This window comes from Lentzea indica (genome assembly GCF_012184385.1).
Classification (GTDB): Bacteria; Actinomycetota; Actinomycetes; order Mycobacteriales; family Pseudonocardiaceae; genus Lentzea; species Lentzea indica.
Genome location: NZ_VSRL01000262.1, coordinates 1 through 12,022 on the forward strand (window position 1 = coordinate 1; position 12,022 = coordinate 12,022).

The 12,022-nt window shown below is 70.1% G+C and carries 7 protein-coding genes and 1 pseudogene; 7 read left to right on the top strand and 1 reads right to left on the bottom strand.

Annotated features, from left to right (window positions below; genetic code table 11):
• Window positions 1-97 (bottom strand): annotated as a pseudogene (locus FXN61_RS55960) (phosphoadenylyl-sulfate reductase); the annotation flags it as partial.
• 72 nt (window positions 98-169) lie between these two features.
• Here FXN61_RS55960 and FXN61_RS40560 point away from each other — a divergent pair.
• The 7 genes from FXN61_RS40560 to FXN61_RS40590 all read left to right on the top strand — a co-directional run.
• Window positions 170-2,209, top strand: a complete 2,040-nt coding sequence (locus FXN61_RS40560; RefSeq protein WP_167979186.1) for a glycoside hydrolase family 31 protein — start codon at window positions 170-172, stop codon at window positions 2,207-2,209.
• Window positions 2,206-4,200: a beta-galactosidase gene (locus FXN61_RS40565; protein WP_167979187.1), complete on the top strand. Its 1,995-nt coding sequence runs from the start codon at window positions 2,206-2,208 to the stop codon at window positions 4,198-4,200. Before FXN61_RS40560 ends, FXN61_RS40565 begins: the two co-directional genes overlap by 4 nt.
• On the top strand, window positions 4,197-6,272 hold the full coding sequence (locus tag FXN61_RS40570; protein WP_223165812.1) for an alpha-galactosidase: 2,076 nt from the start codon (window positions 4,197-4,199) through the stop codon (window positions 6,270-6,272). Before FXN61_RS40565 ends, FXN61_RS40570 begins: the two co-directional genes overlap by 4 nt.
• Window positions 6,269-7,741, top strand: coding sequence for a glycoside hydrolase family 43 protein (locus FXN61_RS55965; RefSeq protein ID WP_312878379.1), 1,473 nt, complete (start codon window positions 6,269-6,271; stop codon window positions 7,739-7,741). The genes FXN61_RS40570 and FXN61_RS55965 overlap by 4 nt, the downstream gene beginning before the upstream one ends.
• Window positions 7,742-7,852: 111 nt before the next feature.
• A complete protein-coding gene (locus tag FXN61_RS40580; RefSeq protein WP_312878380.1) occupies window positions 7,853-9,841 on the top strand; it encodes a cellulase family glycosylhydrolase in 1,989 nt (662 codons plus the stop codon).
• 206 nt (window positions 9,842-10,047) lie between these two features.
• The gene (locus FXN61_RS40585; RefSeq protein ID WP_167979189.1) at window positions 10,048-10,923 is read left to right on the top strand and encodes an SDR family NAD(P)-dependent oxidoreductase; all 876 of its coding nucleotides are present in this window, start codon (window positions 10,048-10,050) and stop codon (window positions 10,921-10,923) included.
• Between the two features lie 131 nt (window positions 10,924-11,054).
• Window positions 11,055-12,022: MFS transporter (locus FXN61_RS40590; RefSeq protein ID WP_223165813.1), on the top strand; the 968-nt coding region annotated here is incomplete at its 3' end.

Genomic DNA, 12,022 nt, shown 5'->3' on the forward strand with positions numbered 1-12,022 from the left:
AGCACTTGGCCGGATCCGTCTGGTACAGCAGGCCGAACTCGGCCTCCTGGTCCGCCACGGACTGCTCGGCCGCGGCGTTCACGATGCGCACGTCCGGGTCTGAAATCGGCTCCCTGAAATCGGCACTGACCTTTCGCAGCACTCACTCACCAGCGCGAGGAGCGCCCGCATGCCCACGCACTTCCGAGACCTCGGCAACGCACTCGAATGGCGTGCCCAAGGCGAGACACTCCGCGTCGAGGCTTGGGGTCCGCACGCCGTCCGGGTCCGGGCCACGCCAGGCGGGCCGTTGCTCGAGGACCTGCCGGGGGCACTGCTCGACACGCCACCGTCCGGCGGCGAGGCGGAGATCAAGATCGCCGAGCACCACGCGACCCTCGTCAACGGCAGGCTGACCGTCCGGATCGACGCGGACACCGAAGGCAAGCTGACCCCGGAGCTCGGCGCGTCCGCGGGAAGGCTGACGTTCCTCAGCACGGAGGACGGCACCGAGCTGCTCGCCGAGCAGCCCGCCCACTTCTGGTGGCCGGGACCGCGGCTGGCCACCGCGACGGGCAACGGCCACCACCGGCTCGAGCAGCGTTTCCGTGCCTACGAGGGGGAGCGGCTCTACGGCCTGGGTCAGCACACCCACGGCATGCTGAACCAGAAGGGCGCTGTCATCGACCTGGTGCAGCGCAACGCCGAGGTCACCATCCCGCTGCTGATCTCCGACCGCGGCTACGGCCTGCTGTGGAACTCGCCCGCCATCGGCAGGGTGGAGCTGGCGGAGACCGGCACCCGGTGGGTGGCCGACAGCGCACGCCAGATCGACTACTGGATCACCGCGGGCGAACCGGCCGACGTCCTGAGCTCCTACGCGGACGCGACCGGTCACGCGCCGGAGCTGCCCGAGTGGGCTTCCGGTTTCTGGCAGTGCAAGCTGCGCTACCGCACCCAGGACGAGCTGATGGAGGTCGCCCGCGAGTACAAGCGGCGCGGGCTGCCGTTGTCCGTGATCGTCTGCGACTTCTTCCACTGGACGCACCTCGGCGAGTGGAAGTTCGACCCCGCCGAGTGGCCCGACCCGGCGGCGATGGTGCGCGAGCTGGACGAGATGGGCGTCAAGCTGATGGTGTCGGTCTGGCCGTCGGTGAGCCCGGCGAGCGAGAACTACCACCCCATGCTGGACCAGGGTTTCTTCATCGGCACCGAGTTCGGGCCGATGGCGCACGCGGACTGGCCGGACAAGGGGCTCGGCGCCTACTCCGCCCAGGTCGCCTTCTACGACGCCACGAACCCGGAAGCCCGCGAGTTCGTGTGGGAACGCATCCGGCGCGGCTACCACGAGCTCGGCATCAAGGTGTTCTGGCTGGACGCCGGCGAACCCGAGCTCAAGCCAGGCCACCAGTACAACCTGCGCTACCACGCCGGTCCCGGGCTGGAGGTCGGCAACCTCTACCCCCGCGAGAACGCGCGCACCGTCCACGACGGACTGCGCGCGGCGGGGGAGAACGAGATCATCTCGCTCAACCGTTCCACGTGGGCGGGCGCGCAGCGGTACGGCGCCGCGTTGTGGTCCGGTGACATCGCCACGGACTTCGCCTCGCTGCGCACCCAGATCAAGGCGGGCCTGAACGTGATGATGTCGGGCATCCCTTGGTGGACAACGGACATCGGCGGCTTCCACGGCGGCGACCCCGACGACCCCGCCTATCGCGAGGTCCTCGTGCGCTGGTTCCAGTACGGCACGTTCTGCCCGCTGTTCCGCCTCCACGGTTTCCGCGGTGACGAGCAGGTGCTGGAGCCCGCGATGACCGGTCTGGCCAACGAGGTCTGGTCCTACGGCGAGGAGGCCTACGGGATCCTCGCCGAGCACCTCCGTCTGCGGGAACGCCTGCGCCCCTACGTGATGGAGCAGATGCGCACGACCTCCGAGACCGGTGTGCCGCCGATGCGGCCGCTGTTCCTGGAGTTCCCCGGCGACCCGGTGGCGTGGCGGGTGGAGGACGCGTTCCTGCTCGGCCCCGACCTGCTCGTGGCTCCGATCACGGAGGCGGGCGTCCGTGAGCGCGAGGTCCATCTGCCCTCCGGCGCCCGGTGGACCGACGCGTGGACCGGCGAGGAGCACGAGGGCGGGCAGACGATCACCGTCGTGGCGCCGATCGAACGCATCCCGCTGTTCTTGCGCGATGGCGCCCGTCTGCCCGTCCGAGAGGAGGAGGCATGACGACACGTCGTCTGGCCGAACAGCTCGGCGGGCTCGCCTTCGGTGGCGACTACAACCCCGAGCAGTGGGACGAGCAGGTGTGGAAGGAGGACGACGAGCTGATGCGCGAGGCCAGGGTCAACCTGGCCACGGTCGGTGTCTTCTCCTGGGCGCTGCTGGAGCCGGAGGAGGGCCGCTACGACTTCGAGTGGCTCGACGCACAGCTGGATCGCTTGCACGCCAACGGTGTCCACGTCGATCTGGCCACGCCGACCGCCTCACCGCCGCCGTGGTTCACGCTGGCCCACCCGGACTCCATGCCCGTGACCCCGGACGGCACCAGGCTGGTCCACGGCAGTCGTGACACCTACTGCATCAGCGCCCCGGCCTACCGCACGGCGGCGCGGCGCATCGCCTCCGCTCTCGCGGAACGGTATGGCGACCATCCGGCGCTGGCGCTGTGGCACGTGCACAACGAGTACGTCACGTTGTGCTGGTGCGACCACACCGCCGCCGCGTTCCGGGTCTGGCTGCGTGCGCGGTACGGCTCGCTGGACGCGCTCAACGAGTCGTGGGGGACGGCGTTCTGGAGCCAGCGGTACGGCAGCTGGGAGCAGATCCTGCCGCCGCGCGCCACCCAGTGGCACCGCAACCCCGGCCTCACGCTGGACTTCAGCCGGTTCTCCTCCGACGAGGTGATCGCCGCCTACTCCGAGCAGCGGGACGCGATCCGCGCGCACAGCGACCGGCCGGTGACGACCAACATGATGCAGCCCGGCTACCAGAACATCGACCTGTGGGCGCTGGGCCGCGAGGTCGACGTGGTGGCGATCGACCACTACCCGGACCGGCCGGGCCTCGGGGCGGCCGCGGACGTCGCCTTCGCCGCCGATCGGGCCCGTTCGTTCGCGGGTGGCGGGCCGTGGCTGCTGATGGAACAGGGCACCAGCACCGTCTACGAGCAGGGCCGGACGCTCGCCAAGGAACCCGGCGAGATCCTCCGGCACTCGCTCGGCCACATCGCGCGCGGTTCGGACGGGGCGCTGTTCTTCCAGTGGCGCCAGTCGAAGGCGGGCGCCGAGCAGTGGCACTCGGCGATGGTCCCGCACGCCGGGCCGGACAGCCGTGTTTTCGGTGAGGTGACGGCGACCGGCGCGGCCGTCGCCCGTCTCGCCGAGCTGGCGGGATCGACCGTCACGGCCGACGTGGCCGTGCTGCACGACTCCGACGCGTGGTGGGCGCTGAACTCGGACGGCCTGCCCTCGTCCGAGCTCGACTACCACTCCGCACTGCGGAGCGCCCACCGCGCGTTGTGGGACGCCGGAGTGGTCGCCGACTTCGCGCACCCGGAAGAGGACCTGAGCCGGTACCGGCTCGTGCTGGCCCCGGCGCTGTTCTTGCTCTCCGACACCGGCGCGGAGAACCTGCGCCGCTACGTCGAGAGCGGCGGCACGTTGCTCTTCCAGCACTTCGGCGGGGTCGTCGACGACCGCATGCACGCCCGGCTCGGTGGTTATCCCGCCGCACCGTTGCGCGAGGCGCTGGGCATCAGCGTCGAGGAGTACCGGCCACTGCGGCGCGACGAGCGGATCGCCCTCTCCGACGGGTCGCACGGCACGGCATGGAGCGAGTCGGTGCGGGCGCAGGGTGCCGAGACGGTCGCCGCCTACACCCACGGCATGCTCGCCGGCTCCCCGGCGCTCACCCGGCACGGTTTCGGCGAGGGCCACGGCTGGTACCTGTCCACCCGTCTCGACGACGCGGACTACGCGGCGCTGGTCGCCCGGCTGTTGGACTCCGTCGGTGTCGGCCCGGTGCTGCCGGGACTGCCGTCCGGCGTCGAAGCCGTCACCCGCCAGGGCGAGCACGGCCGCCGCTGGCACGTCGTGCTCAACCACCGCGCCGAACCCGTGTCTCTGCCAGTACCTGGGCACGACCTGTTGACGGCCGGACCGGTGGAGGAAGTGCCGGCCGGCGGGTGCGTGGTGCTGCGGGAAGGACATCCGCTGTGACCACGATCCGCTGGGGCCACGAGGCCTTCGACTGCGAGCTCGGCATCGCCGACGACGGCGTGGTCAGCCTGACCCTGCCCGGCGAGAGCGGTTCCGGCACTCCGCTGCCGCTGGCGGAGGTGACGACCGCGGACCACGGCAGCGTCTGGTCGAGCAGCCGCCTCGTCCTCACGGCCATCGGCGAGCGGCTGCGGTACCGGGCCCACCGCACACCGTCCGAAAAGGACTGGCGGGTGCTCGTCGTCGAACTGCGCGACGAGGTGAGCGGCCTGGCCGTGGAGGTGACCTACCGTTCGCCGGACGGCATTCCCGTGCTGCGCAGCGAAGTTGTCGTGCGGAACGAGGGGAACGCTCCGCTGCGCCTGGAGTCGGTCACGTCCCTCGTGGCGGGCAGCCTCATGGCGTTGGACACCGCCGACGTGCTGTGGGCGGAGAACGACTGGCTCGCGGAATGCCGCTGGCGGCGTGAGCCGGTGCGCCTGACCTCACCGGACCGGGACGGACGGCACCGCGCCGCCCACTCCAAGGGCGCGTTCGTCGTTGCAGGACAGCGTGTCTGGTCCAGCTGCGGTCATCTGCCGATGGGCGGGCTCACGGACCGCACGACGGGCCGAACCTGGATGTGGCAGATCGAGCACAACGGCGGTGGCTGGCGCTGGGAGTGCGGTGAACACGACGGCGCCGGTTACGTGGCGCTGCTCGGCCCGGAAGACCACGATCACGGCTGGAGCCGCGTGCTTGCACCCGGTGACGAGTTCCGCACCGTGCCCGTCGCGCTGGCTTTCAGCGCGGACGGCGGACCGGATGACGCGTTCGCCGCGCTGACCCGCTACCGCCGCGCGACCCGCAGGCCGCACCCCGACCACGACGGCCTGCCGGTCATCTTCAACGACTACATGAACTGCCTGATGGGCGACCCCACCACGGCCAAGCTGCTGCCGTTGATCGACGCCGCGGCCGGCGCGGGCGCGGAGTACTTCGTCATCGACGCGGGCTGGTACGCCGAGGAGGGCGAGAACTGGTGGGACACGGTCGGTGCGTGGCAGCCGTCCCGCACCCGTTTCCCCGGTGGCCTCCAGAAGGTGCTGGACCGCATCCGGGAGCGGGGCATGGTTCCCGGTCTGTGGCTGGAGCCGGAGGTCGTCGGAGTGCGCAGCCCGCTCGCCGAAACCCTGCCGGAGGAGGCGTTCTTCCGCCGTGACGGCGTGCGGGTCAACGACTGCGTCCGCTATCACCTGGACCTGCGTCACCCCGCCGCCCGCGCCCACCTGGACGAGGTGGTGGACCGCCTCGTCGGGGAGTGCGGCGTCGGCTACCTGAAGCTCGACCACAACATCAACCCCGGTTCCGGCACCAGCTCGCATGCCGGCGAGACCCCTGCCGACGGCCTGCTCGGCCACAACCGTGCCCACCTCGACTGGCTCGACGGCGTGCTGGACCGCCATCCGCACCTGGTGCTGGAGAACTGCGGCTCCGGCGGCATGCGCATGGACCACGCGTTGCTGTCGCGCATGCAGCTGCAGTCCACGAGCGACCAGCAGAACCTGGACCGCTACGCGCCCATCGCGGCCTCCGCGCCGACCGCGGTCACCCCGGAGCAGGCCGCGGTCTGGGCCTACCCGCAACCGGAGGACTCGCTCGACGAGGTCGCCTTCACCATGGTGAGCGCGCTGCTCGGCCGGATCCACCTGTCGGGGCGGATCGCGGAGCTTCAGCCAGAGGCACGTGCGCTCGTCCAGGAGGCCGTGGCCGTCTACCGGATCATCCGCGCCGACCTGCCACAGGCGGTTCCTGCCTGGCCGCTGGGACTTCCTGGCTGGGAAGACCCGTGGCTGGCCCTCACCCTGTCCACACCCGCCACGACCTACCTGACCGTCTGGCGCCGTGGCGGCGACGACACGACGACACTGCCGTTGCCTCGTCTGTCCGATGTGGACGTTGTCGTGGAGAAGCTCTACCCGGCCACCGGTTCGGCGGAGGCGCGGTGGTCTCCCGGCGAGCTCGCGGTGACCCTGCCCACGGCGCCGTCCGCCGTGCTGTACCGGCTCACGACCAGAGGAGTTGACGGGTGACCACCCCTGTGATCCCGGGAATGCATCCCGACCCCAGCGTGTGCCGGGTCGGCGAGGACTACTACCTGGTGTGCTCCAGCTTCGAGTACTTCCCCGGCATCCCGGTCTTCCACAGCAGGGACCTGGTGAACTGGACGCAGATCGGCAACGCGCTGGAGCGCACGAGCCAGCTGCTCCTGACCGCGGAAACACCGTCGTCGGCCGGAATCTACGCGCCGACGCTGCGTCACCACGACGGCCGCTTCTGGCTGATCGTCACGAGCGTGAGCCACGGCGGCGGCAACATGGTGTTCACCGCCACCGACCCGGCGGGCCCGTGGTCGGACCCGATCCCGCTGCCCGAGGTCCACGGCATCGACCCGGATCTCGCCTGGGACGACGACGGCAACTGCTGGTGCACGATGGCGGGGGTGCACCAGTATCGCATCGACCTGGCCACCGGTGAGACTTTCGGTGAGTCGCAACGGCTCTGGTCCGGCACGGAACGGGCCAAGGCCCCGGAAGCGCCGCACCTGTACCGGATCGGCGACCACTGGTACCTGCTGATCGCGGAAGGCGGCACGGAACGGGGCCACTGCGTGTCGGTCGCCCGCGGCCCGTCACCGAACGGTCCGTTCGAGCCGTGCCCGGCCAACCCGATCCTGACCCACCGCAGCACCTACGAGCCCGTCCAGAACACCGGCCACGCCGACCTGGTGCAGGGCCCGGACGGTTCGTGGTGGATGGTGCTGCTCGGCGTGCGGCCCGGCGGTGGCACCCCCGGCTGGCACGTGCTCGGCAGGGAGACCTTCCTGGCGCCGGTGAGCTGGGTCGACGACTGGCCGGTGGTCGGCCCGCTGACCGTCACGCCCCCGTGGCCGTTGCAGCCCGGTCCCGCGGAACCGAGCCGGGACGACTTCGACGACAACGCGTTGCGGCCGTCCTGGGTGTCCCTGCGCGACCGTTCTGCACAGCACTGCACGACCAAGGACCGCGCCGGATGGCTCACGCTGCACGCGCGCGGGGCCGGCCTGGACGACCCCGCCGTCGTGTTCGCGGGCCGGCGTCAGCAGCACCTGTCGTGCCGCGCCCGCACGTTGGTCGATCCCGCGGAGGGGACTGGCGGGCTGGCGGTCAGGTTCGACGAGGAGCACCACTACGAGATCGAGGTGGCGTCCGGAGAGGTGAACGTCCTCGCCCGCATCGGTCCACTGAGGACAGTGGTGGCGTCCCGGCCCGCATCGGACGGACCACTGGTCCTCGGTGTCCAGGTGGACGAGGCCAAGGAACTCCGGGACGCGCGTTCCGGGCCGGACACCATTTCCTTCGGCGTCGAGGAACCCGACGGCACGTTCACCGTGCTCGCCGCGCTCGACGGCAAGTACCTCTCCACGGAGGTCGCGGGCGGCTTCACCGGACGGGTCATCGGCATGTACGCCGCGAGCGGCACCGTCCACTTCGACTGGTTCGACTACGAACCGCTCGACTGATTCATCGAATCAGTCAGACATCTCTGCCATTGTCGTCTGAGATTGTGGGGCGCTTTCATGTTCACACCGATCGGTAAAACACGCTCACTTCGACGGAGGATCGGCGCTGTCGTGGCCGCGGTCACGACCGTCGCCGCGGGCCTCACGGTGGCGATGGCGGACGAGGCCGCCGCGGCGGAGGCGGGCTGCAAGGTCGGCTACACCGTGACCGGCCAGTGGCAGGGCGGCTTCAAGGCCGACGTCGCCGTGACCAACCTCGGCGCCGCCGTCGACGGGTGGAAGCTGAGCTGGGAGTGGCCGTCCGGCCAGCAGACCGGGAACGCCTGGAACGCGAAGATCACCGAGTCGGACGACCAGGTCACCGCGACCAACGTCGCCCAGAACGCCAAGATCGCGCCGCAGGCGACGGTGAAGTTCGGCTTCATGGGCACCTGGGACCACGCCAACACGGCGCCGTTGTCGTTCTCGCTCAACGGTGTCACCTGCGTCCACGGTGGGAAGCAGCTCACCGCGATGGAGCACACCGCGGCGATGCAGCCGGGGTGGAACCTCGGGAACACGCTCGACTCGACCGGCCCCGACGAAACGTCGTGGGGCAACCCGCGCATCACGGAAGCCTTGCTGGACAACGTGAAGGCGCAGGGCTTCAAGAGCGTCCGCATCCCGGTCACGTGGAGCGCGCACCTGGGCCAGGGACCGGACTACACGATCGAGGCCGACTACCTCGCCCGCGTCAAGGAGGTCGTGCGCTGGGCGTTGGCGCGCGACCTGTACGTGATGATCAACATTCACCACGACTCGTGGCAGTGGATGTGGAAGATGCCGACCGAGCACGACCGCGTGCTCGACCAGTTCGACAAGATGTGGGTGCAACTGGCGGGCGCCTTCACCGAGTTCGGGCCCAAGCTGACGTTCGAGAGCTGGAACGAGCCGCAGTTCACCGGCAGCACCGGCAAGCCCCAGGAGATCGCGCTCAACGCCGAGCTGAACGCCTCGTTCCACGACATCGTGCGCAGGTCGGGCGGCAACAACGCCACCCGCCTGCTGGTCCTGCCGACCCTGCACACCTCGACCGACAAGGAGTACGTCGACCCGCTGGTGGAGCAGATCCGCGGGCTGAACGACCCCAACCTGATCGCGACCGTGCACTCGTACGGCTACTGGCCGTTCAGCGCGAACGTCGCGGGTGGCACGCGCTACGACGCCACCGTCGAGCAGCACCTCACCGACTCGTTCGACCGCGTGTACGACAGCTTCATCGCACGGGGCATCCCGGTGATCCTCGGCGAGTACGGGCTGCTCGGGTTCGACCGGCACACCGGCACCATCGAGCAGGGCGAGAAGCTGAAGTTCTTCGAGTACATCGGCTACTACGCCCGCACCAAGAAGATCACCACCATGCTGTGGGACAACGGCCAGCACTTCGACCGAAACGCGTTCCAGTGGAAGGACCCCGAGCTCTTCGCGCACATCAAGTCGAGCTGGACGATCCGCTCCGCCACGGCCTACACCGACCAGGTGTTCACCGCGAAGCCGAGCCCCATCACCGCGAGGACGATCAAGCTGAACCTCAACGGCACGTCGTTCACGGGGCTGTACAACGGAAACATCGCCCTGACCCGCGACCGGGACTACACCCTCAACGGCGACCAGCTCACCCTGACGGCCTCGGCGCTGACCCGGCTGAGCGGCTCGCGGAACTACGGCACGAACGCGGTGCTGACGGCCCGCTTCTCCCAGGGCGTGCCGTGGCGGTTCTACGTCATCACGTATGACACGCCGGTGCTGTCCAACGCCACGGGGACGCCGGAGAAGTTCGAGATCCCGACGAACTTCCGCGGCGACCAGCTCGCGACCATGGAGGCCAAGTACGACGACGGCACCTTCGCCGGTCCGCACGAGTGGACGGCGTTCAAGGAGTACGACGTGGCGTTCGCGCCCAACTACACCGACCGCCTGACCACCTTGAAGGCGGAGTTCTTCAAGAAGAATCTCAAGGACGACCAGCGAGTGACGCTCACGTTCCACTTCTGGAGCGGCGCCAAGGTCAACTACTACGTCACCAAGTCGGGTAGCGCGGTCACCGGCACGACCGCCTGATCGATCCATTTCGGACAACTGCCACCGACGGCCGCGAACGGCCGTCGGTGGCAGTTGTCGTCTCGGGAAGCCGGCGTGGCCGCTGCGGTTCCCTCCGTGGCCGCGTCGGCCAGTTCCAGGCCCGTGCCGCGTCCATAGCCTCGACGTAACGCGAGAACGAGTGAGCGCAGGGGATTCGCTCGCCGCTGTTACGAAGGGCACCCGTCATGAGTTACGACTTCCGGGACAAGGTCATCGCCGTCACGGGAGGCGCGGGCGGCATCGGCAGCGCCCTGTGCCACCGGTTCGCCTCCGCCGGCGCCCAGTGCGTCGTGGTCGACATCGACGAGGCCCGCGCCGGGAAGGTGGCCGGTGAGCTGCCGGGTGGCGGGCATCTCGGCGTCGGCTGCGACCTGATGGACTGGGCGCGGGTCGAGCAGCTCTTCGAGCGGATCGGCACCGAGTACGGCCGGCTCGACGTGCTGGTCAACAACGCAGGCATGACCAGCACCGAACGCTTCGACGAGCGCGGGATTCCCAGCATCGAGAAGGAGATCGGGCTCAACCTGGTCTCGCCGCTGGTCACCACGCGGCTCGCGATCGGGCTGCTGTGGGCATCGCGCGACCCGCGCGTGATCAGCACCGTGTCGCTCGCCGGGCTGTTCCCTCAGGGTGAGACGCCCGTGTACTGCGCGTCCAAGTTCGGGTTGCGCGGCGCGATGCTGTCGATCGGGCTCGACCTGCGCGAGAAGGGCATCCTGGCCGGATCGGTGCTGCCGTCGGCGACCGACACGCCGATGCTGCGGCGGGAGGCCGTCGAGGGCGGAAACTCGATGCAGTTCCTCGAGCAGCCGCAGCAGCCGTCCGACGTGGTGGCGGCCGTCGTCAGCATGCTCGACAAGCCGCGGCTGGAGGCTTACCCACGGCCGAGCGAGTCGTGGAGCGCGCGGCTGGCGATGCTGGTGCCCAACCTGCTGCCGAAGATCCTGCCCTTCTTCCGCAAGCGCGGTGACCGCGGGATGGCCCGCTACCTGGAGGATCTGGAGCGCCGCGGCCTGGCCCGCCGCAGCGGGAGCCGCTGGGAGCTCGTGCACGAGCGCTGACCGAGATCAACAGGCACTGTCCCCGAACCCCGCGAAAGGCACAACCAGCGATGACGCACGTCCCCGCGACCGAACCCGACGTCCCCACCGGCATCGACGGCCTGCCGCACGTGATGGCCGAGGGCTGACCGGTGGAGAAAACGAGCGGTGCGGCGCTGTCCCTCGGTGTCGCGGTGGCGCTGATCTCCGGGGTCGCGATGGGGAGCGCGGGCACGAACGTGATGCCGGTGTTCATCGACGACTTCGCCTCCAGAGCCGGGTTGTCCGGCACGGGAGCCGGTCTGGTCGGCGCGGTGCAGCTGACGGCGACCGCCGTCGTGACCCTCCTGTTCGCGGCCCGCGCGGCCAGGACGGGCCGGGTGGCGATGGCGCGCCTGGGCCTGGTGCTGACGGCGTTCGCGGCGGCGTGGGTCGCCGTGGCTGACGACCCGGTCATGTTGCTGCTGACCAATGTGCTGCTGGGGGCCGCCATCGGGCTCGTCTACGCGGCGGCCACGGCGGCGCTGGCGGCGGTCGAGAACTCCGACCGGGCGGCCTCGGTGGCCGTCGCCGGCACGGTGGCGGTCGGGGCACTGATGATCATGGTGGTGCCGGTCGCGAACGAGCAGTGGGACGGAGCGGGGTTCCTCGTGCTGGCGGTGTGCTGCCTGCCGGCCTGGTTCCTGGTCGGCAGGCTGCCGGACAGCCCCGTGGCGGTCGTCACCGAGCAGCAGGACGGTCGCCCCTCGGCCGTGCTGCTGCTCGGCACGGCGGTGTTGTGGACGATCACCCAGGGCACCTGGGCCTACGCCTCGGTGCTCGGTCGTGAGTACACCGGCCTGGACACCACGACGGTGTCGGTGGTTCTGGCGGTGTCGAGCGTCGTGGCGCTGGCCGGAGCCGTGGCGGGCACACCCGCGGCCAGAAGGTTCGGCCGGCTGCGGTCGATGGTCGTCTTCATCGTCGTGGAGGCCGTCGCGATGGCGGTGGTCGTCATCAGCGGCGAGCCGGTGCTGTTCATCGCGGCGGCGGTGGTCTGGCAGGCCTGCCAGCTGGCCGTGCTGGTGCAGATGGTGGCGGCCGCGGCGGTGCTCGACCGTCAGGGCGGCGGGTCGCGTCG

Excerpts from the sequence above, each read along its gene's own strand:
- FXN61_RS40585 (WP_167979189.1), top strand. The coding sequence starts at position 10,048 with ATGAGTTACGACTTCCGGGACAAGGTCATCGCCGTCACGGGAGGCGCG.
- FXN61_RS40565 (WP_167979187.1), top strand. The coding sequence starts at position 2,206 with ATGACGACACGTCGTCTGGCCGAACAGCTCGGCGGGCTCGCCTTCGGT.
- FXN61_RS40560 (WP_167979186.1), top strand. The coding sequence starts at position 170 with ATGCCCACGCACTTCCGAGACCTCGGCAACGCACTCGAATGGCGTGCC.